The following is a 24,322-nucleotide window of genomic DNA, read 5'->3' on the forward strand; positions in this document are numbered from 1 at the left end:
ATTCGGGCAACAATTCCCCCGGATTCGTCGAGCCAATGGATGTCCTGATGCGCCGCAGCCTGATTCTGACCCTGCTCCTTGCACTGAGCCTGCCGGTGGCCACGATGGCCCAGAGCGGCCTGCGCACCGAGGGAGATGTTGCCACCGCCTCGGGTGCGTACGAGGCCGAAGTGCCCGTCAACAGCCAGGCCGAAACCGATCGCAACGGCGCCCTGGCCCGTGCCCTGAGCGTGGTGCTGGGCAAACTGTCCGGCGACCGCAACGTGATGTCCCGCCCCGGCGTGGTGCAGGCGCTGCGCAACGCCAAGGACTACGTGGCCAGCTACGACTACAAGCAGGACCAGAGCGTGGGCGCCAGCGGCGCGCCGAGCTTCAGGACCCTGCTGGTGGCCCGCTTCCGCGAGGATGACGTCGACTCGCTGGTCTCGGCGCTGGGCCTGCCGCTGTGGCCGCAGCCGCGGCCGAAACCGGTGGTGTGGTTGGCCGTCGACGACGGCAGTGGCCCGCGCCTGGTCAGCGTGCAGCAGGCCAACGCCGCCCGCCCGCTGCTGAACCGCGCCATCGAGCGGGGTTACAAGCTGGGCCTGCCCAGCGGCGGTGCCGCCGAACAGGCGCTGGCCGGTGCCATCTGGCGCCAGGACAGTGCCGCCGTGGCCCGCGCCTCGTCGCGCTACTCGCCGCCGATGCAGCTGATCGGCAAGCTCTACCGCGCCAACGGCGGCTGGCAGGCGGACTGGGTGTTCGTCGACAACGGCCGCGAGCTGAACAAGTGGACCAGCAAGGACGCCAACGCCATGCGTGCGATGGCCGCCGGTGCCGATGGCGCCGCCGACGCGCTGGTCAAGCGCTATGCCAAGGCGGGTGCCGCCGTCGGTCAGGCCGGGACCTACCGCGTGGTGGTCACCGGCATCAACAGTGCCGACGACTACCTGCGCCTTGCCGCCGGCCTGCGCGAGGTGCCGGTGGTGCGCAACGTCACCCCGCTGCACGCTTCGGCCGGCCAGCTGGAGCTGAGCCTGGAGATGACCACCGGCCTGGCCGGCTTCAACCGCATGCTGGGCGACAATGGCGTGCTGGTGCCCAGCGCGACGCTGCCGGCCCTGCCGACCCCGATCGATGACACCACCGGTGCCCCGGTGGCCGCGCCGGTCAGCAACGAGTACCGCTTGCGATGACCCTGACCCCGGAAGCCGAAATCGCGCAGTTCCTGCGCCGCCTGAAGTACATCCTGTTTGCCGGCCTGGTCGGCTGGGTGGTGTGGCTGCTGGCACCGATCCTGACCCCGTTCGTGCTGGCGCTGGCGCTGGCGTGGCTGGGCGATCCGCTGGTGGACCGCATCGAGGCCACCGGCCGTTCGCGCATGACCGGCGTGGTGCTGGTGTTCGCTGCGATGGTGCTGGTGATCGTGGCGCTGCTGCTGGTGCTGGTGCCGATGATCGAGCGCCAGATCACCACCCTGATTGCGGTCGCGCCGCAGGCACAGGCGTGGCTGATGGAGAAGGGGATCCCCTGGTTCGAGCAGAAGACCGGCCTGGAAGTGATGCAGTGGCTGGATCCGGACCGCCTGATCGAATGGGTGCGCAGCCACTGGCAGCAGGCCGGCGGCTTCGCCACCACATTCATGGGCTACGTCTCGCGTTCGGGCTTTGCGATGGTGACCTGGGTGGTCAACATCCTGCTGCTGCCGATCCTGGCGTTCTACTTCCTGCGCGACTGGGACAAGCTGGTCGAGCGGGTGGCGTCGGTGATTCCGCGCAACCACATCGGCACCATCAGCGCGTTGGCGCGCGAGTCCAACGAGGTGCTGGGGGCGTTCATCCGCGGACAGTTCCTGGTGATGCTGGCGCTGGGCGTGATCTATGCCGGCGGCCTGTCGCTGGTCGGCCTCAAGCTGGGCCTGCTGATCGGCCTGATTGCCGGCCTCATCAGCTTCATCCCATACCTGGGCGCGACCACTGGCGTGCTGATGGCGGTGATCGCGGCACTGGTGCAGGCGCAGGGCTTCGACCTGAAGCTGCTGATCCTGGTGGGCGTGGTGTTCACCGTGGGCCAGCTGCTGGAAAGCTACGTGCTGACCCCGCGTATCGTCGGCGACAAGATCGGCCTGCACCCGGTGGCAGTGATCTTTGCGGTGATGGCCGGCGGCCAGCTGTTCGGCTTCCTCGGCATGCTGCTGGCGCTGCCGGTGGCGGCGGTGACCAACGTGCTGCTGCGCTATGCGCATCAGCGCTACCGCCAGAGCGAGCTGTACGTGGGCGAGAAGCCGGCGATCGTGCTTGATGGCGTAGTGGACGCCCCCCATATCATCGTTCCGAACGACAAGGGCCCCGACCTGAAGTGATGGGTGTGCCGCAACTGCCGCTGGCCCTGCATTACCCGCGGGACCAGCGCCTGGAGACCTTCATCGGCGCGCCGGACGGCGCGCTGGCGCAGCTGCGCGCGATCGCGGTTGGTGCCAGCCACGACTGGGTCTACCTGGAAGGTGCGGCGGGAACCGGCAAGACCCACCAGGCGCTGGCGATGTGCTCCAGCGCCGAGCAGGCCGGGCGCCTGCCGACGTACGTGCCACTGGCCAGCGCAGCAGGCCGCGTCCGTGCAGCGCTGGATGGGCTGGACGCACGCGAACTGGTGGCGCTGGACGGGCTGGACGAGGTTGCCGGCAATCGCGAGGACGAGATCGCGCTGTTTGATTTCCACAACCGCGCGCGCGCTGCAGGTGTAACCGTGCTGTACACGGCGCAGAAGGCGCCGGGCGAGCTGGGCCTGGTGCTGCCGGACCTGCGTTCGCGCCTGGGCCAGTGCGTGCGCGTGCTGCTGCAGCCGCTGGATGAGGAAGGTCGTGCTGCGGTGCTGCGCGAGCGTGCACTGCGACGTGGCCTGGCCATCGACGAAGCGGCCATCGAATGGCTGCTGTCGCACACCGGCCGTGAGCTGGGTGGATTGATCACCCTGCTGGACTGGCTGGACCGCGAATCGCTGGCGGCGAAGCGGCGGATCACCGTGCCGTTCCTGCGCCAGGTGCTGGAAGAAGGCCGGCCTCGTTACTGAGGGTGGGGTTTGTTTGCAGGGCTGCGCCCTGCACCCGCCGAAGCCGAAGCAACGTCAACGTCAAAAGCGGGCTATCCGTGGGATGGCGGGGTGGGTCCGGTTGCGGGGGACGCTGCAAGTACGTCCATGTAAGCTCGGTCGCCGCATCCATGCGGCTCACGCCCCCGCAACCGGACCCACCCCGCCTTCGACAGCTTCCCGCGGTCTGCCGGGACTGCGTACTGCACTGCTGTTGGTGGGTGTCGACCTTGGTCGACACGTGTCTTGCTTGTGGTGGGTGACGACCGTTGGTCGTCACTGGAGCAAGCGCAGCGAAGCGACACGCTTTTGCTCTTCTTTCTTTCTTCCGTGGCTGGACGCGCACGGAAACTGTCAGAGGCCGGGCGGGGTGGGTTCGCGGGGGTGTCCGCGGCATGGATGCCGCGGCCAAGCCCCCAGGGACGGGTTCATGGCGTCCCCCGCGAATCCACCCCGCCCGGCCAAGCAAGGCTTCTGCTCTCAAAACATCCAGCCACGAGGGGCTCAGCCGTTCGCTGCCAACTCCACATCCAGCGCGCGCAGGCGATCCACGGTACCCACATCGGTCCAACGCCCGCGATGGTGCTGCCCCGTCATCAACCCCTGCGCCATGAAATGCTTCTGCAGCGGCACCACCGAGAACTTCGGCGGAACACGCTCGCTACCCGGCGCATCGCCGATCACCGTGCGCCAGTCGGCCACGATGGAGGGGCGATACACGCCGATGCCGGCATAGGTCAGGCACGGCCCTGCGTGGTCGTGGTGCAGCAGGCCCTGCGCATCGAGTCGGTAGTCACCGTTGGGGTGTTGCGCCGGATTGTCGACCAGCACCAGGTGTGCCTGGCCCTGCGGCTCGCGCGGCAGCGTGGCGAAATCGAAATCGGTCCAGATATCGCCGTTCACCACCAGGAACGGAGGATCGCCCAGCACCGGCAATGCGTTGAGGATGCCGCCGCCGGTTTCCAGCGGGGTCTGCCCTTCGTAAAGGAAATGCAGACGCAGGCCCCACTGGCTGCCATCACCCAGCGTCGCCGGGAACTGCTCGGCCAGCCACGCGGTGTTGACCACTACCTCGCGCACGCCGAGCGCCGCCAGGCGTTCGAGGTGCCAGACGATCAACGGCTTGCCGGCCACTTCCAGCAGCGGCTTGGGTGTGTGCAGGGTCAGCGGGCGCATGCGCTCGCCGAGCCCGGCGGCAAACACCAGCGCCTTCATCGGGCCACGCGCATTGGTGCGCCGAGGTCGGCCAGCGCCGGCTTGATGCGGTTTTCCAGCAGCTGCTGCAGGGGGGCCAGCTCGCGATAGCGTGGCAGCACTTCATCCAGATAGCCGATGAAGCGCGGTGCGTCGTCCAGGTAATGGCCCTTGTTGTCGCGGTAGCGCAGGCGGCAGAACAGGCCGAGGATCTTCACGTGGCGCTGGATGCCCATCCAGTCGGCATCGCGCAGGAAGGTGGCGCGGTCGGGCACCGGCAGGCCGGCGTCGCGCGCGCGTTCGTGGTACTGCGCCAGCCACTCGTCAACGCGCTGCAGCGGCCAGCTCAGGAAGGCGTCCTTGAACAGGCTCACCGCGTCGTAGGCGATCGGGCCACGCACCAGGTCCTGGAAATCCAGCACCGCGGGGCCGTCGTCGACCGGCATCAGGTTGCGCGGCATGTAATCGCGGTGGGTCATCAGCTGGGCCTGGCCCAGCGCGTTGTCCATCAACCGGCGATGCACCAGCTGCAGCCCCTCGAGCTCACCGCAGTCCAGTTCCAGGTTCAGGTGCCGCTGCAGGAACCATTCGTCGAACAGCCCGGCATCGCGTTGCAGCAGCGCCTCGCCGAACTGGCCGAAGTCGGCTGGCACCGCAATCGCCTGCAGGCGCAGCAGCTGTTCGATCGAGCGGCCAAACCATTCATCGGCATTGCGCGCGTCGAGGATCCTGGCCAGGGTCGGACCGCCGAGATCTTCCAGCAGCAGGAAGCCGGCCTCCAGGTCCTGTGCCAACAGCGCGGGCACGCGCAGGCCGTGGTCGTGCAGCAGGCCGCGCATGCGCAGCCACGGCCGCGGATCTTCCAGCCCCGGTGGGGCGTCCATCACGATGTGGCTGCCACGGGTGCTGGTGGTGCGCCAGTAGCTGCGCATGCCGGCATCGACCGAAGCGCGCTCGACCACCGCGCTGGCATCGTCGAGCTGGGTACGGGCCCATTGCAGGCGCCGCGCGCTGCGCTGGGGATCGGAGGCGGGTTCGGTCATGCGGGCATATCCGGGGGCGCTGGGCGCGCCAACGTCGGGAACAGGAAGGGAAGGGGGACGGGGTCAGCGGCGGCCGCTGAACAGGCGCAGGACGGCCAGCACGGCCACCGCGCCCACCACCGCACCGAGGAAGCCGGCCGGTTCGCCGGGGGCGTACCAGCCCATGTACTGGCCGAACCAACCGGCCAGCAGCGCACCGAGGATGCCCAGCACGATGGTCAGCAGGCAGCCCATGCGGTTGTTGCCGGGCATGAAGAAACGCCCGAGCAGGCCGACGAAGAAGCCGACCAGCAGGATGTACAACCAGCTGCTGCTGCCGAACAGACCATTCATGCGCGCGGATTCCGCTTGAGTGTGGACGCAGCCTAGCAAGGCCAGGCTGCGTCCGTCACCGGTGCCGGATCAGCAGCAGCCGTGGTCGCCGTGGCGGGTGCCGCTGTCGGCAGCCACCGGCGAACCGCTGGTCTCGCCACGCAGGCTGGCGGCGTAGTGCTCGCTGATCACCTTGGACACGCAGGCGGTGACCTTCTTGCCCATCGGGATGTGCAGGAACTCATTCGGGCCGTGCGCATTGGAGTGCGGGCCGAGCACGCCGGTGATCATGAACTGCGCACCCGGGAACTTCTCGCCCAGCATGCCCATGAACGGGATCGAGCCGCCTTCGCCCATGTACATCGCCGGCTTGCCGAAGAAGGCCTGGCTGGCGTCGTCGATGGCCTGGGTCAGCCACGGCGCCATCGCCGGGGCGTTCCAGCCGGTAGAGGCCTTTTCCAGGTCCAGGGTGACCTGCGCGCCGTTCGGCGGATCGCGCAGCAGCGCTTCCTTCAGCAGCTCGCCGCAGGTCTTGCCATCGGCGGTTGGTGGCAGGCGCAGCGACAGCTTCACCGAGGTCTGCGGGCGCAGCACGTTGCCGGCCGATTCCAGCGGCGGCATGCCGCCCACGCCGGTGACCGACAGCGCCGGGCGCCAGGTGCGGTTGAGCACCAGCTCGGTCAGGTCCTCGTTCATCGGACGCAGGCCGTCGACCATGGGGAACTTCTCGAAGATCTCGGTATCGACCACTTCGGCAGCGCGCCTGGCCTGTTCCTGGCGCTCGGCGGGGATTTCGACGTTCATGCCGTCGATCAGGATACGGCCGGTGTCCTGGTCCTCGATGCGCGACAGCAGTTGGCGCAGCAGGCGGAAGCTGGACGGCACAACGCCGGAGGCATCGCCGGAATGCACGCCTTCGTTGAGCACCTTCACGGTGAAGTTGCCGCCGGTCAGGCCGCGCAGCGAGGTGGTGCACCACAGCTGGTCGTAGTTGGCGCAGCCCGAATCCAGGCAGACCACCAGCGAGGGCTTGCCGATGCGCTCGGCCAGGTGGTCGACGTAGGCCGGCAGGTCGTAGCTGCCGGACTCTTCGCAGGCCTCGATCAGCACCACGCAGCGGGCGTGCGGCAGGCCCTGGGCCTGCAGCGCCAGCACCGCGGCCAGCGAGCCGAAGATGGCGTAGCCGTCGTCCGCACCGCCGCGGCCATACAGCTTGTCGCCGCGAAGGACCGGCGTCCACGGGCCGAGATCGTCATCCCAGCCAGTCATTTCCGGCTGCTTGTCCAGATGGCCGTAGAGCAGGATGGTGTCGTCGCCGGTTTCGGCGCCGGTCGCTGGAATTTCCAGGAAGATCAGCGGCGTGCGGCCTTCCAGGCGCACCACTTCAACCTTCAGGCCGGGCAGCTGCTGGGCCCTGGCCCAGTTCTCCATCAGGGTGACCGCCTGTTCCATATAGCCGTTCTGCACCCAATTGGCGTCGAACATCGGCGACTTGTTGGGAATGCGGATGTAGTCGACCAACTGCGGGACGATTTCGCTGTCCCACTTGTCATTGACGAATTGGCCGAGCTTGGCGCTGTCCATCTGAAACTCCGGTTGCATGGGCTGATCCGGCCATTCTACGCCTGTGCCACGGGTAGGGTTTTTCCTACATCACGTCGGGTATTTGGCTGGCTTACGGAAATCCGGGAAACCGATAGGCTGTGCACATGTGGTGACGGACACTGTTCCTGCCGACGGGATTGCCGGTCGGGGCGGCCAGAATCACAGGGAGATACACGTCGTGCCTTGGAGTGTCGTGTTGAGGGCACTGGTGCTGGTAGTGGGGATCGCTGGGGCGCATGCCGCCGAACCGATCGACATCAACCGCGCCGATGCCCAGGCGCTGCAGCAGGGATTGACGATGGTCGGAGCCGCCAAGGCCGAGGCGATCGTCGAGCACCGGCGCAGACACGGCCCGTTTCATCGCGTCGAGGACCTGGCGCAGGTGAAGGGGATAGGGAAAGCGATCGTCGAACGGAATCGACAGCGGATCACCGTAGGCAACAGGTTGTTGCCGGCGGATCCGGTACCCGGATCGGTACCGGTGCGGACCGTACCCAGGCGCTGACAGCAGGAATCGTCGGAACCGGCAGGAGGCTGGTTCAGCGGTCACGGACAGGACGGCCGTGACCACCGACCGCCGCAGGATGCGGCACCAATCACCAGGATGGTGGCATCACAGACCTGTGGAAGGGGCTGAGATACAAACAGGACAGACGCGGCCGCGTGCAGGACGCAACGCTTCCCCCACAGCGCAGGATGCGAGGGGGCGGCAGCAGGCCGACAAGGACGTAACGATTGCCCGGTACGACACATGGCTGTGTCGCCGGGCAGTTTCATTTCCGGCGCCAGGTTTTGCCGCGGCCACCACGGGCCGATGGTGTACGGTGGCGGCTCCGCATGGAAAGGATCCCCGCTGGATGCTTCTGCACCGTCCAACCACTCTGATGCTCGCTCTTGCACTGGCCCTGCCGCTGCTGGCCCATGCCGCTGCGCCGGCACCGGCTGCCAAGCCCGCAGCTGCCACTGCCGGCACCGCCGAGGTGCGCGGGCCGACCGACCTGAAACCGGGCGAATACCTGTGGCATCCGGAAATCTCGCCGACCGGCCCGATCGTGCTGGTGGTCAGCCTCGATGAGCAGCGTGCCTACGTCTACCGCAACGGTATTGCCATCGGCCTGACCACGATCAGCTCGGGCAAGGCCGGGCACGAGACACCGACCGGTGTGTTCACCATCCTGCAGAAGGACAAGGACCACAAGTCCAACCTCTACAACAGCGCGCCGATGCCGTACATGCAGCGGCTGACCTGGGACGGCATCGCCCTGCATGGCGGCAGCCTGCCCGGGCATCCGGCCTCGCACGGCTGCGTGCGCCTGCCGCAGGCCTTCGCGCAGAAGCTGTTCAGCGAAACCCAGCGCGGCGATACCGTCGTGGTGGCCGATGCCAAGAGCTCGCCGATGACCCTGGCCTATCCGTCGGTGCTGGCACCGGTCAATGCACGCGGCCAGGCCCTGCCGGAGACGGAGGGTGGGGCGCCGGCACAGGCCTGGTGGAACGACAGCGCGGCGCCGGCCGGGCAGGTCGGCATCCTGGTCAGCCTGCACGACCAGCGCCTGTACGTGCTGCGCGATGGCGTGATGATCGGCGAGTCGCCGCTGAAGGCCGACGCGCTGCCGGCCTTCCAGGGCACCACCCTGTTCGTGATGGGGCAGGGTTTCAGCGATACGCCCAGCCCGCTGGACGCGAACCAGCGCCTGCACCAGTGGACGGCCTACCCGTTGCTGGGCCAGGACCGCGCCCAGGCCACGCCGGACCTGCTGGCCACGCCCTCGCTGCCGATGGCGCTGCCGGCCGAGTTCGCCCGCCAGCTGTACCGGGTGCTGGTGCCAGGCACGACGCTGCTGGTGACCTCGCTGCCGGCGGTCCGCCCAAGCCCGGCTGAATCCGGAATGCAGCCGGTCTTGGAATCCGAGCCGCCAGGGTCCACCCTCAAGGGCAACTGAGTCCCTTCGTTGTGCCCATGACTGCATCCCGCCTGTGCCGGCTGGCCGCGTTCGGCCTGCTGGCGACCTCGGCCAGCGCCCCGGCGCTGGCACAGACGCCCGCCCTCGCCACCAGTGCCGAAGATCTGGCTGCCTTGCTGTCGCGCAGTGCGCCCAAGGCCGACCGCCACGTGTTGCAGCTGGCGGCGCGCGCCATGCGCTGTGCGTTGCAGCGGCCGGAGCTTGGCATCAACGGTGACCGACTGAGCGTTATCGATTACTCGCGACCGTCCACCGAGCCGCGCCTGTGGGTGTTCGACCTGACCCACCAGCGCCTGCTGTTCGAGGAATGGGTGGCGCATGGCCGCAACAGCGGCGAGAACCGCACCGAGCACTTCTCCAACCGCGATGGCAGTTTCATGTCCAGCCTCGGCGCGTTCACCGCGCAGGAGACCTACATGGGCGGCAACGGCTATTCGCTGCGCCTGGCCGGGCTGGAGCCGGGCTTCAATGACCGCGCGCGCGATCGCGCGATCGTCATCCACGGCGCGCCGTATGTGAACCCGGCCACCGCGCAGCTGCAGGGGCGGCTGGGCCGCAGCCTGGGCTGTCCGGCGGTGCGCCTGTCGGTGGCCAAGCCACTGATCGATGCGTTGCGTGGCGGCACGATGGTGTTCGCCTATTACCCCGACCAGGACTGGTTGAAACACTCGCAGCTGCTGGCCGGCGGGTGCGGCGGCCAGGGTACGCTGGCCACGCGGTGATGCACGATGGCGCGCGGCGTGATGCAATGCGCCGATGAACGTCGACTCCCTGCTGCACACTCCGAGCCAGGTCATCTCCAGCCTGGACTACCGCCGCGAACGCTGGCGCAACGGCCTGGGCTGGACCCGCGAGATCCTGCGCCTGCCCGCGCAGGGGGATGACTGGGCGCTGCGCCTGTCGGTGGCCGAGATCGAGCAGGACGCGGCGTTCTCCGCGTTTCCCGGTGTGGAGCGTGAGCTGGTGCTGCTGCAGGGCAATGGCGTGCGCCTGCGCTTCGAGGATGGCCGCGTGGCCGAAGTCCTGCCGCCGCATGGGCGCGTGCGCTTTGCGGGCGAGGAAACGCTGCACGGCGAACTGGTCGACGGCACCACCCACGACTTCAACCTGATGTGGAAGCGCGACCTGCTGCAGGCCGAACTACTGCATCGGCCGCTGGTGGGCTCGATGTTCTTCTTCTGCGAACCAGGCGAGGCCTGGGCGCTTTACCTGTTGGCCGGTCATGCCGAATTTGGGGCTGACAGCGGTCTGCCGCCGATGCACGCTGGCGATACCGCGTGGTTGGCGGCCGGTGAACGGCAAAGGCATGCGTTGCAGGGCGGGGGCGAGTTGTTGGCGATCAGGGTGAGTGCGGCGGGATGATTCCTGGGCGCCGGTGGGTACCATCCACGCATGGCGTGGATCTACTTGCACTGCGGTTGCCACCCTGCCTGGACACGCGGTTCAGTAGATCCACGCCATGCGTGGATGGGGCAACCTCAATACACATCGCGCCGGTAACGACCGGCCAGCAGTAGCGCTTCCTTGTCCGCAGTCCCCAGCACCTGCTCGATCACCGCATCCACCGCCGGGGCCATGCCCTGCAGGCTGCCACAGACCAGGATCGTCGCGCCTTCATCCACCCACTGCCGCAGTGTTGCTGCTTCGGCCAGCAGGCGGTCCTGCACATAGCGATGCACACCGCCATCGCGGCTGAACACTGCATCCAGCCGCGCCAGCGTGCCGTCTTCCAGCATTGCCTGCAGCTCTTCGCCAAAATGGAAGTCATGCGCAGCAGTGCGCTCACCGAACAGCAGCCAGGTACGGCGCGCGCCACTGCGCACGCGTTCGTGCAGGTGCGCGCGCAGGCCGGCGATGCCGGTGCCGTTGCCGATCAGCAGCAGCGGTACCTCGGCGGCGACGCCGTGGAAATTGTCGTTGCGGCGCAGGCGCAGCTGCACCGGTTCGCCAAGTGCGGCGTGGTCGCACAGCCAGCCGCTGCCGATGCCGGGTGTTCCATCGGCGCGAAGCTGGCGACGCAGCAGCAGCTCCACCGCGCCGTCGGCCATCACTGAGGCGATGGAGTACTCGCGATGCGGCAGCGGCTGCAGGGTCGCCAGCAGCGCGGGCAGATCGCCCGGGGGGACCAATGAAGGCAGGTGCGAGTGCGCGACGCGTGCCAGCAACGTCTGCCCGTCATCCAGCACCCTGTCCGCATCGAAGCGCTGTGCGTCCAGCCAGGCACGCACGGTGTGCGACGCATGCTGCGGGCCGATCTCGGCGATGTCGCCGGCCTGCCACTGCACATCTGCGCCGGCCGGTGGCCGCAGGCGCAACCAGTACACTGGACCGCCGGGGCTGCCCGGGTTCAGATGTTCGCGCTGCAGCAGCGTCCACGGCTGGTATTCGGCCGGGCTCCAGTCGGGCATTTCACTGGCGCCACCACCGAGTTGTCCCAGCAGCTGTTGCCAATGACGCAGCGCTGCCGGATCGGCGTTGTCGACCTCGATCACATCGAACAGCGCATGCGCGCCGTGCTGCCGCAGCCATTGGTCAAGCTGGTGGCCGAATCCGCAGAAGTGGCCGTAGCTGCGGTCGCCCAGCGCGAGCACGCCGTAGTGCAGGTGCTGCAGTGAAGGCGGCGAGACCATGACATCGCGCAGGAACGGCAGCGCGTGGTCAGGCGGATCGCCCTCACCGGTGGTGCTGGCGATGAACAATGCACGCTGGCTGCCGGCCAGCAAGGCGGCGTCGACCTCATGCAGACCGCGCACGCGCACCGGCACGCCGGCACCACGCAATGCCTCGCCACTGCGTTCGGCCAGCTCGCGCGCGAAGCCGGTCTGGCTGGACCAGACCAGCAGGATCGGTGCGGCATCGCCAGAGGCAGCATGGTCGCGCGGTCGCCCACGCCACCACAGTGCGGCGCAGGCCAGCGCATACAACGCCGTAGCGAGCACCGCGATCTGCGACTGCCGCGCCGGTGGCGCGCCCTGCCACCAGGCTTCGCCCAGATGCAGCCGCAGCAGCGCCCAGCCGATCACTGCCAGCAGGAACAGCACCAGAGCGTTGCCGAGCCACGCGCGCGACGGACGGGTGCTCATGCGCCTTGCTCGTCGAGCAGGCGCTGGAAGGCGCTGCTGAGAAATTCGAGTGGGCCATCCGCTGCGCGATGCAGGTAGCGCGCCGCCAGGCCTTCGCGCTCGGCCAGCGCCATGCCCTGGTCGCGACCGAGTACGGTCAGCGCGGTTGCCCAGGCATCGGCGTGCATCGCATCGCCGGCCACCACCGTGACTGCCGCAGCGACCTGGCGCACCGGCCTGCCAGTACCCGGATCGAGGCTGTGGCTGTAAGCCTCGCCATCGGCGTGGTACTGGTGCCAGCGATCGCCGGAGGTGGCCACCGCCCGGCCATCCAGTGCCAGCACGCGAGGCGGGGTGTCGGTCCGCGCATCTTCTTCCGGTGCGGACTCCACCAGCACGCGCCACGGCTGGCCATCCGGTTTGCGGCCGTAGCCGGCCAGCTCGCCGCCGACCTCGATCAGCGCTGCCGCAATGCCTTGCCCTCGCAGCCAGGCAGCCACGTGATCGACGCCGAAGCCCTTGGCGATCGCAGAGAGATCCAGTTGCAGTCCACCCGGTTGTAGCAGCGCATCGCCCTGCCACTGCAGGCGCCGCCAACCGCAGCGCTCGCGCGTGGCCTGTACGGTGGTGGCATCGGGTTGGCGGCGTTCGCCGGCGTGTGCACCGAAGCCCCACAGCGCAACCAGCGGACCGATGGTGGGATCAAAGGCGCCGCCACTGGCGGCAGCGATGGCCTGTGCGCAGGCCAGAACGTGGCGGGTCTCGGCCGGCAGCACGCACCATTGGCCCGCGTTGGCGCGGTTGTAGCGACTCAGGTTCGAGCCGGGCTCCCAGGTGCTCATCTGCGCCACCACCGCATCCAGCCGCGCCTGGATGCCGGCATGCAGTGGATGCAGGTCGCGCTGGCGCGGCGCGACCAGCGACACGCTCCACGTGGTGCCCATGGTGGTGCCGCCGAGGCGGGCGATGTCGAGCTGGGGATCGGTCATGGTGGTCTACCGCAGGCACGATGCCGGGGCCTGCCCGGCATCGCGGTCCACATCTATTACTGCGGCAACACTTCCAGCGTGGCGACGTAGCTCAGGCGGCGCTTGGCGGCCTGCTTCACCGAGGTCTTGTTGTCTTCGGTGCCGGTTTCCAGCCAGTACATGCCGGCTTCCGGCCAGGTCACCTTGATCTCGCCCCTGGCGTCGCTGGTGAGCTTCAGTTCGTCCTGTGCGTTGCGGTAGCGGGTGGCACCCCGCACGATCTCGAACTCCAGGCCGGCGGTCGGCTTGCCATCGACCAGCACGCGGAAGGTGGCTTCTTCGCCGGCGAACAGGTCGTTCGGGTGGCCAACAGCGACCAGCTCGATCCCCCGGTTGGTCGGCTTCAGCGCGGTGTCGTTCGGCGCACCGTTGGTGACGAAGGTCTCCACGCGGCCCACCGACTGGCTCAGTTCCAGCTTCTTCGCGTCCTTGGGCAGTTCGCCAAGGGTCGCCACGCTGCCGCGCCAGCGCTTGCGCTCGCCGTTCTGCTCGTAGGTGGCGAACAGGCCGTCATTGACCGACGCGATGCGGTAGGTGCCCGGCTGCTTCAGTTCGATGTCGAACACGCTGCGGTACTTGCCGGTGGTCGCGTTCTGCGGCTGCACGGTGCTGCCGTCCGGCGCGGTGATCACCAGCGATTCCAGTCGCAGCGGCACGTGGTTGAAGTAGAACAGGTCGTTGGAGACCGCACCGTCGACGGTGATCCACGGTGCGTTGCCGGCGATCACGGTCTGCGAGGGCAGCAGCCAGGCCTTGTGGGCCAGAGCGGAGAAGGGAAGGGCAGCGGCCAGGGCGGCGGCGAGGACGAGCGTGCGCTTCATGCGGAAGACTCCAGTTGGAAGGGGTCGAATCCCTTTCCAACGGAAAGGGCTCTGATCCCGGGGATGTGGCGATGGGGTCAGAGCCCTTCCTGTGGAAGGGATCCGACCCCGGCTCAGACAATTACGGTTTGACGGACAGGGTGACCTGACCCAGTTCGGTGGCGCCCTGCGCCTTGCCGTTCTGCGCGGCGGTGGCCGGCCAGGTGAAGGGGATCTTCAGCAGTTCGCGGCCGCCGACTTCGCGCACCGCCTCCACCACCAGTGTGTAGTTGCCTGGGGCCAGCTGCTTCAGTGCCGGCTGCCTGTCGCTGAACGACAGTGCGTGCCTGCCGGCCGGGCGGGTCGGGCCGGTCACGCCGTCCACCGGCACCTGCAGGGTACGGCCACTCTTGCGCCACCACTGGCGCAGGTCGGGCAGCCACTTGGTGCCGTGGCCCTCGCTGTTGCTGGTCTGCTGGTACCAGACCGACAGGTTGGCCGCGACCTTCTGGTCGGCGCCTTCCAGCCACACCGCCACATACGGGCGGTGGTACTCGGCCACGTTGAGCTTGGGCACTTCGACGTTGATGTCGAGGGTGGTGGCATAGGCCGGCGAGGTGGCCAGCAGGCCGCTGAGGGCGATGGTCAGGGTGACGCGCATGGGGCGGCTCCGGAGGAACGGATGGAATTCACGGTGGAAGTCAGTGGATCAGCAGCAGGGCGATCAACAGCGGGATCATCAGGCCGAGGCCGACCAGCGGCCAGGTCATGCGCCGTTGCCGCGCATGCAGGTGCAGCAGGAACAGGCCGGTGATGCAGAACACCAGGCAGGCCACGGCGAACAGGTCCAGGAACCATCCCCACGCCGGGCCTGCGTTGCGGCCCTTGTGCAGGTCATTGAGGTAGGAGACCACGCCGCGCGAGGTCGATTCGTACTCCACCGCGCCGGTTTCGCGGTCGATGCTCAGCCAGGCGTCGCCACCGGGGCGCGGCAGCGACAGGTAGATCTCCTCGGCCGACCACTCGGCCGGGCGCCCACCGATGGCGATGCCCAGCTGCGTGTCCAGCCATTGCCGGGCCGGGCGCGGAATCGGCGCGTTGCCGTCCTCGCGCGTGCCCAGCTGGCCCAGCAGCGCGGCCGGCAGTTCCAGGTGCTGGTTCTGCACCTGGGGTTTGGCCTCGATCTTCGCGGCATGGTTAAGAGTCAGGCCGGTCACCGCGAACAGCAGCATGCCGATCAGGCAAACCGCGGAGCTGATCCAGTGCCACTGGTGCAGCGTCCGCAGCCAGAAGCCACGGTTCTGTTGCTGCTGCACGGTGGAAGAGGCAGGACGGCTCACGGCACGGTTCGAAGCGGACGGGGACTGCCCATTACATCATTGATGAGAATAGCTCGCAATTGCGTGTCGTTCTGTATCCCGGAGCAGGCATTCCGGGGTGCCGGCCAGCGGCCGGCACTACCGATCGGTAGATCCACGCCATGCGTGGAGCAGGAGCAGGGCGCGGCGATCAGAACTTCGCGTTCAGCGAAATCCAGTAGCTGCGGCGCTGGTCCTTGGTCGCATAGTCGTCCACGCAGTTGAATTCGCTCTGGCTGATCAACAGGCACGACTGCGAGACGAAATCCTTGTCGAGCAGGTTGTTGACCCGCGCGTTCACCGTCAGCCAGGGCGTGGCCTTCCAGCTGCCACCGAGATGGAAGATCGTGTAGTCCTCGTAGTAGCGGGTGTGGCTGGCGCCGTTGGCATCCAGCAGCGTGTCGCGGTAGCGGTCGTAGCGGCCCTCACCGATCAGCGACAGGCTGACCGCTTCATTGATCTGCCAGTTGAGGCTGGCGTTGGCCATGTGTCTTGCCGGCATGGTGCCGCTGATCGGCAACCCCTTCTGTGCGCCACTGGTCTGCTCACTCTTCGTCCAGGTGTAGTTGCCGCGCAGCTGCAGAGTGTCGAGCAGGTCGACATGCGCGGCCAGTTCGGCACCGCGGGTCTCGGCCTTGTCGATGTTCACGCTCTGGGTGAAGGTGCTGTAGCCCAGTGCCGCCCAACCCGGGCCGATGTCCACGCAGTAGCCGCTGCCGGCGCGCGCCACTTCGCAGTTGGGGAAGGTGCCGCCGCTGGCGATCTTGTCTTCGAACGTGTTGAAGAAGCCGGTGACGTTGAAGCCCCAGCGCTGGCCCTCGTAGTAGGCGGCCAGCTCGTAGTTGGTGCTGGTTTCAGGCTTCAGGTTCGGCGAACCCACCAACGGCAGCACGCCCTGGCCACCGAAGCCGGTGATGCCCGGGAACAGCTGGTCCGGTCGCGGGGTCTTGTAGCCGGTGCTGACGCCGCCCTTGAAGGTCCACGCATCGCTGGCGTTCCACACCAGGTAGCCACGCGGACTAACGTGGCTGCCGAACACGTTGTGGTCGTCGTAGCGCAGGCCGAAGGTGGCGGTGAGGGTGTCGGTCAGCGCCCAGTTGTCCTCGGCGAACAGCGCCCACATGCGGTGTTTCTGCTTGACGTTGCTGCGGTAGCCGGCGCCATCCATGCCGAACACGCCATCGACCATGTCAGTGTTGTTGTACTGGCCACCCACCGTCAGCTTGTGTGCGCCGAAGTCCAGGTCGAGCATCGTGTCGAGCACGTAGCCTTCCAGTTCCATGGTGCGCAGCGGGCGCGGCAGGAACGCCTGCAGGCGCGCCATCTCGCTGGGATGGAGTGCGGCCAGCGCATTGCCACGGCCGGCCGCGCAGTTGTTGGAAGCGCCGGTGCGACGGCAGACGTCATTCCACAGCGTCTGCAGGTTGGCACGCTCGTCCAGGGTCAGCGGCAGAGAACGGCCGAGATTGCTGCTCTTGCTGTGGGTCAGCGAAGTCTGCCAGGTGCCGAAGCTGTAGCGGCCCTGGTGGGTCAACGATAGCTGATCGCGCTCGTAGCGCTGGTAGGCGGTGTAGCCCACGCGCGGCTGCACCACACGGCGGGTGACGGTGCCGCTGCCGTTCGGGTTGGGGATCACCGCATTGCCGACGCGCCACAGGCTGGCCAGGCTGTCCAGCGTGCCGGTCTGGCCTTCGCTGTTGTCGTATTTCTGCCGCGACACGTCGTAGTCCAGCCACAGTTCGTGATCGTCGTTGATGCGGAAGTCCAGGCGCACCCCGGTATTCCAGTTGGTGTTGGCGACCGACTTGCCGCCACCGCCGAAGCCGATGCTGCGCTCCCACAGGCTGCCGTCGGGAAGGGACAATGCATCCCATTCCGGGTTCGATGCCTTGGCATCGTAGTAGCTGCCGCGTACCGCCAGGCTGAGGCGGTCCTTCAGCAGTGGGCCGCTGAGGTAGAGGTCGGTGGTGCGCGCATCGCCGAACTGGTCGTCCTGCTGCACGGTGAAGCTCTGGCTGACCGAGCCGTGCCAGCTGTCCTGGTTGCGGCGGGTGATGATGTTGATGACGCCGCCCATCGCGTCCGAGCCGTACAGCGTGGACATCGGCCCGCGCACGACTTCGATGCGTTCGATCGCCTCCAGCGGCGGCAGGTAGGCGAACTGGCCGCCACCGAAGTTGTTCGGATAGATCTGGCCGACATTGCTCTGGCGGCGGCCGTCGATCAGCACCAGGGTGTACTCGGACGGCAGGCCGCGCATCGACACGGTGGCGCGGCCGTTCTTGTCGGTCGCTTCCAGGCCCACGTCGATGCCTTCGACGTCGCGCAGCGCGTCGACCAGGCTGGTATAGGGGCGCTTGCTCAGTTCCTCGCGGCTGACCACGCTGATGCTGGCCGGGGCATCGATCACCTTCTGTTCGAAGCCGGAGGCAGTGACCACCACCTTGTCCAGCGTCTGCGGTGCGCCGGCGGCGTCACCGTGGGCGAAGGCGGGGCTGGCGAAAGCCGCCAGCACGGCGCTGGTCAGCAGGGTACGGGACAGGGACGAACGGACACGATGGCGCTGGGCCATGGCAGTTACCTCGAAGGATGCAGGGTGGCGCGATGCCGTGCGCGAAGGGCGCGGCAGGCACGGAAGGCCCGGTCAGGGGCGGCAGGGATGAAGCAGACAGCGGCGTGCAGGCGCGACCGCGCAGGCGGTCACGCCAGGCCGTGGATCAGGCGAGCGGCGGCGCCTGGCCGCGTTGCTGGCGGCGCCCGGGCGCATCGGCCCAGGGCGTGTCCGGAGCGGCCAGCGGCCAGTCCGGGCGCACGCCGGGCATGGCCGGCGTGGCGGGTACGAGTTCGAGTTCAGTGCGCAGCCAGTGGCTGGCCAGCAGCAACGGCGGGTGTGCCTGCTCGGCCGCTTTCACCGGGGTGGCGGCACAGCGGCGCAGCTTGGCCGGCGCCTCTTCCTGCAGGGGACTTTCGCCACCGCGCTCTTCCAGCGGCATCTGCATGGCCATTCCGGCCTGGGCCTGTGGCAGCAGTGGCAGGGTGCCCAGCAGCAACGCCAGCATCGCCACCCATGCCAGCAGGCTGGCCAGCGCCGGACGCTGGCCGCGCATGGCGGTGCCCATCTTGCGATGGATGAGTGGGCGAGGGCGAAGCGGACGCAGCAAGCAGGGGTCCCCAGGGGTCTGCCGGCAGCGGCCGGCATCAACGGGGCGTGATTGTAATGAGAGCCGTTAGCTGTTGCAAATGAGAATGATTGCCAAAATGCCGCAGGCCGGCCCGGCAAGGCTCAGACTTCGCTCCAGCGCCGCAAAAGGTTGTGGTACACGCCGGTCAGCTGCAGGATCGCCTCGGCGTCGCCGCCGGTCTGCCGCAGGCGCTCGATCGAGCCATCCATTTCCCACAACAGGCGGCGCTGCACGTCGTCGCGGATCATGCTCTGCACCCAGAAGAAAGAAGCCACGCGTGCGCCACGGGTAACCGGCCGCACCTGGTGCAGGCTGCTGGACGGGTACACGACCAGGTCGCCGGCCGGCAGCTTCACTTCGTGCTCGCCGTAGGTGTCGCTGATGATCAGCTCGCCGCCTTCGTACTCCTCGGGCGCGGACAGGAACAGGGTGCAGGAGATGTCCGAGCGCAGCTGCTCGCCATTGACCAGGTTCATCACCGCACCATCGACGTGGTAGCCATAGGCGCCGCCACCGCTGTAGCGGTTGAAGCGCGGCGGCAGGTACTTCAGCGGCAGCGCGGCGCTGAAGAACAGCGGGTGCCGGGCCAGCGCGAAGAGGATGATCTCGCCCAGTTCGCGGCGCAGCGGGGAAGCCTCGGGCAGCTGCTGGTTGTGCTTGGCCTGTGCGCCCAGATGCCCCACGGTTTCGCGGCCATCGGTCCAATCGGCGTCGTCGAGGCGGCGCCGGAAGCCGGCCACCTGGTCGGCGCTGAGAATGTCGGGGATGTGCAGCAGCATGCGGGGCTCCTCAGAGGGACGGCGGTGCGACCAGGGCGCGCACCTGCGGATGCGGCGACGCGGCCAGTTCCGGCACGATGTGCGCCATGAACGCCGGGCTGCCGTGCGCCAGGGCGAGCCGTAGCCAGTGCACGGCCTGCTCGACCTGGCCGGCCTGCAGCAGGATCGAGGCGTAGTTGGCCTGGCCGCGGAAATCACCGGCCTCGGCCGCGCGCTGGTACCAGGCGAGCGCCGCCTGCGGATCAGCCGCGGTATCCAGCCCGTCTTCGAGATGCCGGGCCAGCAGGTTCATCGATTTGGCATGGCCCAGGTGCGCGGCACGGGTGTACAGGGCCAGTGCCTGCGCGCGGTCCTGGGGCACGCCGCGGCCGGTGGCCAGCAGGTTGGCCAGGTTGTACAGGCCCCAGTCCAGCCTGGTGTCGGCCGCGCGCCGGTACCACACCGCGGCCAGCGTGGGATCGGGCGTGGTGCCCTGGCCCAGCTCATGGCAGCGGCCGAGCATGTTCATCGCCATCGGCGCGCCGTTGTTGGCGGCGGTTTCGTACCAGAGCAGCGCAGCCGAGGCGTCCTGCGCGGTGCCTTTACCTTCCATGTGCATCTGCGCGAGCAGCAGCTGCGCCTCGACCTGCCCGGCCTGTGCGGCGTCGCGCACGCGTGCGAACGCAGCCTGTGGATCGTGCTGGAGCAGCTCGGCCAGGGCGTCGCTGTCGATGGGGGTACGGGGTGCCATGATGGGGTGAGTATCGCCGGAAACAAAAACGGCGGCAGGAGCCCCTGCCGCCGTGGTGGAGCGCCGTTACATCAGAACTTGACGTTCAGTGCCAGGGTGGCCGAGCGACCCGGGGCGATGCTCGCGTAGTGCGAGGCATAGGCCTTGGTGAAGTAGGTCTTGTCGGTCAGGTTCTGCACGTTGAGCTGCAGGCTGATGTTGTCCTGGATCGCGTAGCTGGCCATCGCGTCGAAGCGGGTGTAGCTCGGGATCCACTTGGTGTTGGCGACATCACCGTACTGCTTGTCCGAGTAGAACGCGCCGGCGCCGATGGTCAGGCCGATCGGGAAGCGGTAGGTGGTCCACAGGTTGGCGCTGTGCTTGGCAGTGTTCGGGAACACGTTGCCGTTGTATGGCGACGGCACGTACACGTTGGACGGGCAGGTGCGGCCCACCGGTGCGCCACAGACGAAACCGTTGTCCTTCAGTTCCGAGTCCAGGTAGGTGTAGCCGCCGTACAGGCTCCAGGCGTCGGTCAGCTGGCCGGTGAAGCCCAGTTCGAAGCCGTTGATCTCCTTCTTGCCGGCGTTCTGGCTGGTGCCGTTGTCGACCGTCACGCGTGCGTTGTTCATCACGGTGTGGAAGATCGCTGCGGTCAGGTTCAGGCGCTGGTCGAACAGGTCCCACTTGGTGCCCAGTTCGAGGTTCCTGGTGTCCTGCGGCTTGAGGTCGGCCACGGCGGCGCTCAGGCCGTCCGAACCGTCACCACCGTCCATGCCCGGCGGGGTCGAGGAGGTGCCCCACGACAGGTAGATGCTGCCGTTGGCGGCCGGCTTGAACACCACACCGGCCTGGTAGTTCAGGAAGTCGTTGCTGTTGCGCACGCGGGTCGGTGCCTTGCCGGCCACCGGGGTGGTCAGGGTGGTGCGGAAGTCGTCGTAGCGCAGGCCGAGGTTGATCATCCACTGCTCATTGAGCTCGATGGTGTCGAACACGTAGGCGGAGGTGGTCCTGGTGCGCTGCTCGACGTCCAGTGCCTTGTCGCTGCGGTACACCGAATGGGTGGCTGCCCACGGATCGCGCGGATCCGGATTGGCGAAATCGGTGCAGTTGTAGCCGGTGGCCGCGCCGGTGGTCGGGCACTTGCTGTTGCCGGTGAGCGGGTTGCTGGTGCCCGGCGTCATCAGGTAGCTGCCGCGGGTCATCTTCTCGTCGCTGTATTCCACGCCAGCGCTGTAGCTGTGCTTGAGCGCGCCGGTCTGGAAGGCACCGGTCAGGCCCAGCTGGTCGGCGAAGCTCTTGACGTCGACGGCGCGGGCGTTGGTACGGCGCCACAAGGTGCCGTAGTTGTTCGGGTTGCCCTGGCTGTCGTCCGGCTGGGTCCACAGGTAATCGTTGCTGGTGTTGCCCAGGCGCGCGATGTTGCGCAGCTTGTGGCCGCCGAAATCGTAGCTGGCATCCAGCGTGCTGATGTCGGCACGGGTGCGCTGGAAGTCACGGTCGACCAGGCCGTAGTAGTTGTTGCGGTCCGGCACCATCGGGCGGCCGTCGACCCACTTCGAGGCCGGCGCACCGTTCGGGTTGCCGTAGGGGAAACCACCGGCGTCCGGCAGGTCATCGCTCTGCATGTGGTAGTGGCTGGCGATCAGCTGCGCCGGGCCGTTCAGGCCGAATGCAATCGACGGCGCGATGCCCCAGCGGCTGACATTGGCGGCGTCGCGGCCAGCGATGTCCGATTCGTGCTTCATCAGGTTCAGGCGGGCGGCGATGCCGTCGCCCAGGACGTAGTTGGCGTCCACGGTGCCGCGTGCGTAGCTGTCGGTACCGATGCCCATGCTGGCGTTGGTCTCGTTCTTCAGCTTCGGCGTCTTGCTCACCAGGTTCAGGCTGCCACCACCGGAATCACGGCCACCGTAGGCCGAGCTCGGGCCCTTGACCACTTCCACCTGCTCCAGATCGAAGATCTCGCGGGTCTGCGAGCCGACGTCGCGCAGGCCGTCGACGAAGACGTTGCTCTGCGAATCGAAGCCACGGATGAAGGGGCGGTCGCCGGTCGGGTTGCCGCCTTCGCCGGCACCGAAGGTGATGCCCGGCACCATGCGCAGCGCATCCTGCAGGTTGGTCGCACCGGTTTCGGCGATCAGCTTCTCCGACACGATCGACACTGACTTGGGGGTGTCCAGCAGTTCGGCGGTGAACTTCGGCGAGGACGGATTGAACCAGCTGCCGCGCACCTGCACCTTGTCCAGGTCGGTGGCCTTGCTGGATGCGGCATCAGCGCTGTCGGCAGCCTGCGCGGCCAGCGGCGCGAAGCCTGCGGCCAGGGTGGCGGTGGCGAGCAGGGAAACGCGCGGGGCGTGCTTGCGGGACGTGATGTGGGTCATGGCTTTGGGTAGTGGCGTGGATCGGGAAACGGCGAAGGCCGAAGCGCAGACAGCGCGACGACAGGGAGGGAGCGTCTTCTGTAGAGCCGAGCTGATGCCCGGCGATGCGGCGAACGACTTCAGGCGCACGGCAACAGCCGCAGGGCGCCTCAGCTGGCGTGCGGTGCGGGCGGTGCGTGGCCGGGGTTCAAGCGCAGTGCGGGATCGTGCAGTTGCCGGCGCAGGGCATCGGAGCGCCATAGCGGGATATGTGCGACCAGGGGCGCGCGCAGGAGTGCCACTCCGGTGCAGGGCGTGTTGCCCTCACCCTCAATCGGCGGCTCCGGTGCAGGTGCAGCATGTTGCGGGCATTCGTCTGCCGACGGCGCCGGCAATGGCATGACCTGGCGCAAGCCTTCGGCATGTGCCTGCCACCCTTGGGTAGTCGGGGCGTTGCTGCGTCCTTCGTGCAGCGCCGACCAGCCCAGCAGCAGCGTCAGCAGCACGGCCACGGCCAGTGGCCACCCCTGGCGGGCGAGCTGGCACAACGTGGCAGTGGGCGCGGGCGATGCCATGGCGCGAGGGCGAAGTCGTTACGAAGATGTTACGTAGAATAACATCAACGATAATGATTCGCATGTACGGGGTGCTGCGGGACGCCGGGGCGGCCGGGGAACGCCCTGCGAAGGCCCTTGCGGGGCCTCCTGCAGATCCAGCCCATGGGTGGGTACCCCAGGTCGGGGCGCCGCCTCAATCCCGGTCGTCGCGCGTCCAGACGGCGTCGTGTTCGCGCTTCACCGGGAACTTGGGCACCGGGGTATAGGCCGGTGCGCACAGGGCGCGGCCATCGCGTACGTCGAAGCGCGCGCCGTGCAGCACGCACTCCACGCTGCCTTCGGCGGTGTTGAACTCGCCCGAGGACAGCTCGAATTCCTCGTGCGTGCACTGGTCTTCCAGCGCGTACAGCTCGCCGTCGAGGTTGAACACCACGATCGGGGTGCCGGTCACCTCGTCGAACACGCTCTTCATTTCACCGGGCAGCAGCTCGTTGCTGGCGCACACGAAGGTCCAGGTATCGCTCACGCGGCCGCTCCGGCCAGCGGTTTTTCCAGGATCTCGAAGCGCAGGTCGTCGCGCTTGGGGATGCCGAAGCGTTCGTCGCCATATGGGAAGGGTTTCTTGATGCCGGTCCGCTGGTAGCCACGACGCTCGTAGAAGGCGATCAGTTCGTCGCGTACGTCGATCACCGTCATCTGCATCACCGGCACGTTCCATTCGCGTGCGGCGTGGGCTTCGGCGGCGTCCATCAGCTGCTTGCCGACGCCGCCGCCCTGCTGTGCGGGGTCGACCGAGAACATGCCGAAGTAGCCCTTGCCCTCAACGTCGGCAACGTGGGCGCAGGCCACAAGAACGCCTTCGCGCTCGGCCAGCAGGATGGTGGAGCGGGGGCGGTCCAGGTCGGCCTGGATGCCTTCGGCGTCGATGCGGGCGCCATCCAGCAGGTCGGCTTCGGTAGTCCAGCCCACGCGGCTGGCGTCGCCACGGTAGGCCGAGGTGACAAGGGCGATCAGGGCGGGGATGTCGGCCGGCGTGGCGGCGCGGAAGGTCAGGGTGCTCATGGGGGCATTTTAGGTGGGCAGTGGGCGGGCGCAAATGGGGGAGTGGGGTCAGATCCCTTTCGCAACGCGAAAGGGATCTGACCCCGGTATCTACTGACTCAACGGCAGGCCATGGACCGACTGGCGCGGGCCCGGAATCGGCAGATGCTCGGGGTCAGATCCCTTTGCGCAGCGAAGGGCTCTGACCCCTGTTCCCAGCAGAAGCCCATGCCAAGGCCACCACGCATCGATGCGCCCG

Annotated in this window: 24 protein-coding genes; 7 read left to right on the forward strand and 17 right to left on the reverse strand. The window is 67.8% G+C overall.

What is annotated here, in order from left to right; translation table 11 throughout:
* Positions 1-35 precede the first annotated feature (35 nt).
* The 3 genes from ACS0OT_RS04705 to hda are packed head-to-tail and all read left to right on the forward strand — an operon-like array spanning position 36 to position 3,048.
* Complete coding sequence (locus ACS0OT_RS04705) at positions 36-1,175, forward strand: DUF2066 domain-containing protein (protein WP_065185832.1); 1,140 nt, start codon at positions 36-38, stop codon at positions 1,173-1,175.
* Complete coding sequence (locus tag ACS0OT_RS04710) at positions 1,172-2,341, forward strand: AI-2E family transporter (RefSeq protein WP_053500214.1); 1,170 nt, start codon at positions 1,172-1,174, stop codon at positions 2,339-2,341. Before ACS0OT_RS04705 ends, ACS0OT_RS04710 begins: the two co-directional genes overlap by 4 nt.
* A complete protein-coding gene (hda, locus tag ACS0OT_RS04715; RefSeq protein WP_053500213.1) occupies positions 2,341-3,048 on the forward strand; it encodes a DnaA regulatory inactivator Hda in 708 nt (235 codons plus the stop codon). The genes ACS0OT_RS04710 and hda overlap by 1 nt, the downstream gene beginning before the upstream one ends.
* A 522-nt stretch (positions 3,049-3,570) precedes the next feature.
* Here the strand turns inward: hda and murU are convergent.
* The 4 genes from murU to ACS0OT_RS04735 all read right to left on the reverse strand — a co-directional run bounded on the left by murU (position 3,571) and on the right by ACS0OT_RS04735 (position 7,199).
* Positions 3,571-4,281 (reverse strand): N-acetylmuramate alpha-1-phosphate uridylyltransferase MurU, encoded by a 711-nt coding sequence (gene murU, locus ACS0OT_RS04720; protein WP_353088618.1) that lies wholly within the window; start codon positions 4,279-4,281, stop codon positions 3,571-3,573.
* Positions 4,278-5,303 carry an aminoglycoside phosphotransferase family protein gene (locus ACS0OT_RS04725; RefSeq protein WP_065177936.1) on the reverse strand — a complete coding sequence of 342 codons (1,026 nt, stop codon included), beginning with the start codon at positions 5,301-5,303 and terminating at the stop codon, positions 4,278-4,280. Before ACS0OT_RS04725 ends, murU begins: the two co-directional genes overlap by 4 nt.
* Positions 5,304-5,366: 63 nt before the next feature.
* Positions 5,367-5,636, reverse strand: coding sequence for a GlsB/YeaQ/YmgE family stress response membrane protein (locus ACS0OT_RS04730; RefSeq protein WP_005415577.1), 270 nt, complete (start codon positions 5,634-5,636; stop codon positions 5,367-5,369).
* Positions 5,637-5,705: 69 nt separating this feature from the next.
* Positions 5,706-7,199 (reverse strand): M20 family metallopeptidase, encoded by a 1,494-nt coding sequence (locus tag ACS0OT_RS04735; protein WP_053496832.1) that lies wholly within the window; start codon positions 7,197-7,199, stop codon positions 5,706-5,708.
* A 199-nt stretch (positions 7,200-7,398) separates the two neighbouring features.
* On the opposite strand from ACS0OT_RS04735, the gene ACS0OT_RS04740 reads away from it, so the two are divergent.
* From ACS0OT_RS04740 to ACS0OT_RS04755, 4 genes are all read left to right on the forward strand, one after another.
* A complete protein-coding gene (locus ACS0OT_RS04740; RefSeq protein ID WP_032953992.1) occupies positions 7,399-7,725 on the forward strand; it encodes a ComEA family DNA-binding protein in 327 nt (108 codons plus the stop codon).
* Between the two features lie 352 nt (positions 7,726-8,077).
* A complete protein-coding gene (locus ACS0OT_RS04745) occupies positions 8,078-9,163 on the forward strand; it encodes a L,D-transpeptidase (protein WP_065177935.1) in 1,086 nt (361 codons plus the stop codon).
* 17 nt (positions 9,164-9,180) lie between these two features.
* Positions 9,181-9,906 (forward strand): murein L,D-transpeptidase catalytic domain family protein, encoded by a 726-nt coding sequence (locus tag ACS0OT_RS04750; protein WP_442256055.1) that lies wholly within the window; start codon positions 9,181-9,183, stop codon positions 9,904-9,906.
* Between the two features lie 34 nt (positions 9,907-9,940).
* Positions 9,941-10,546, forward strand: coding sequence for a HutD/Ves family protein (locus ACS0OT_RS04755; RefSeq protein ID WP_442256056.1), 606 nt, complete (start codon positions 9,941-9,943; stop codon positions 10,544-10,546).
* A 116-nt stretch (positions 10,547-10,662) separates the two neighbouring features.
* Here the strand turns inward: ACS0OT_RS04755 and ACS0OT_RS04760 are convergent, their stop codons facing one another.
* The 13 genes from ACS0OT_RS04760 to ACS0OT_RS04820 all read right to left on the reverse strand — a co-directional run bounded on the left by ACS0OT_RS04760 (position 10,663) and on the right by ACS0OT_RS04820 (position 24,084).
* Entirely contained in the window at positions 10,663-12,267 is a 1,605-nt protein-coding gene (locus tag ACS0OT_RS04760) for a sulfite reductase subunit alpha (RefSeq protein ID WP_442256057.1), read from the reverse strand.
* Entirely contained in the window at positions 12,264-13,235 is a 972-nt protein-coding gene (locus ACS0OT_RS04765) for an FAD:protein FMN transferase (protein WP_139726787.1), read from the reverse strand. Before ACS0OT_RS04765 ends, ACS0OT_RS04760 begins: the two co-directional genes overlap by 4 nt.
* A 56-nt stretch (positions 13,236-13,291) precedes the next feature.
* Complete coding sequence (locus ACS0OT_RS04770) at positions 13,292-14,095, reverse strand: DUF4198 domain-containing protein (protein WP_053496840.1); 804 nt, start codon at positions 14,093-14,095, stop codon at positions 13,292-13,294.
* 121 nt (positions 14,096-14,216) lie between these two features.
* Positions 14,217-14,735, reverse strand: coding sequence for a DUF2271 domain-containing protein (locus ACS0OT_RS04775; RefSeq protein ID WP_065177931.1), 519 nt, complete (start codon positions 14,733-14,735; stop codon positions 14,217-14,219).
* Positions 14,736-14,775: 40 nt separating this feature from the next.
* Entirely contained in the window at positions 14,776-15,414 is a 639-nt protein-coding gene (locus ACS0OT_RS04780) for a PepSY-associated TM helix domain-containing protein (RefSeq protein WP_053496843.1), read from the reverse strand.
* Between the two features lie 169 nt (positions 15,415-15,583).
* Positions 15,584-18,004 carry a TonB-dependent receptor domain-containing protein gene (locus ACS0OT_RS04785; RefSeq protein ID WP_171955864.1) on the reverse strand — a complete coding sequence of 807 codons (2,421 nt, stop codon included), beginning with the start codon at positions 18,002-18,004 and terminating at the stop codon, positions 15,584-15,586.
* 145 nt (positions 18,005-18,149) lie between these two features.
* Positions 18,150-18,551, reverse strand: coding sequence for a hypothetical protein (locus ACS0OT_RS04790; protein WP_053496847.1), 402 nt, complete (start codon positions 18,549-18,551; stop codon positions 18,150-18,152).
* A 164-nt stretch (positions 18,552-18,715) separates the two neighbouring features.
* Positions 18,716-19,393, reverse strand: coding sequence for a Fe2+-dependent dioxygenase (locus ACS0OT_RS04795; RefSeq protein WP_442256058.1), 678 nt, complete (start codon positions 19,391-19,393; stop codon positions 18,716-18,718).
* 10 nt (positions 19,394-19,403) lie between these two features.
* On the reverse strand, positions 19,404-20,123 hold the full coding sequence (locus ACS0OT_RS04800) for a tetratricopeptide repeat protein (protein ID WP_442256059.1): 720 nt from the start codon (positions 20,121-20,123) through the stop codon (positions 19,404-19,406).
* 71 nt (positions 20,124-20,194) lie between these two features.
* The gene (locus tag ACS0OT_RS04805; RefSeq protein WP_442256060.1) at positions 20,195-22,486 is read right to left on the reverse strand and encodes a TonB-dependent receptor; all 2,292 of its coding nucleotides are present in this window, start codon (positions 22,484-22,486) and stop codon (positions 20,195-20,197) included.
* A 149-nt stretch (positions 22,487-22,635) separates the two neighbouring features.
* Positions 22,636-23,040, reverse strand: coding sequence for a hypothetical protein (locus ACS0OT_RS04810; protein ID WP_065185843.1), 405 nt, complete (start codon positions 23,038-23,040; stop codon positions 22,636-22,638).
* Positions 23,041-23,215: 175 nt separating this feature from the next.
* Positions 23,216-23,548, reverse strand: coding sequence for a non-heme iron oxygenase ferredoxin subunit (locus tag ACS0OT_RS04815; RefSeq protein ID WP_005415593.1), 333 nt, complete (start codon positions 23,546-23,548; stop codon positions 23,216-23,218).
* Positions 23,545-24,084 carry a GNAT family N-acetyltransferase gene (locus ACS0OT_RS04820; protein ID WP_065177925.1) on the reverse strand — a complete coding sequence of 180 codons (540 nt, stop codon included), beginning with the start codon at positions 24,082-24,084 and terminating at the stop codon, positions 23,545-23,547. The genes ACS0OT_RS04815 and ACS0OT_RS04820 overlap by 4 nt, the downstream gene beginning before the upstream one ends.
* Between the last annotated feature and the right edge of the window lie 238 nt (positions 24,085-24,322).

The organism is Stenotrophomonas maltophilia group sp. RY12688 (assembly GCF_052149045.1).
GTDB classification, from domain to species: Bacteria; Pseudomonadota; Gammaproteobacteria; order Xanthomonadales; family Xanthomonadaceae; genus Stenotrophomonas; species Stenotrophomonas sepilia.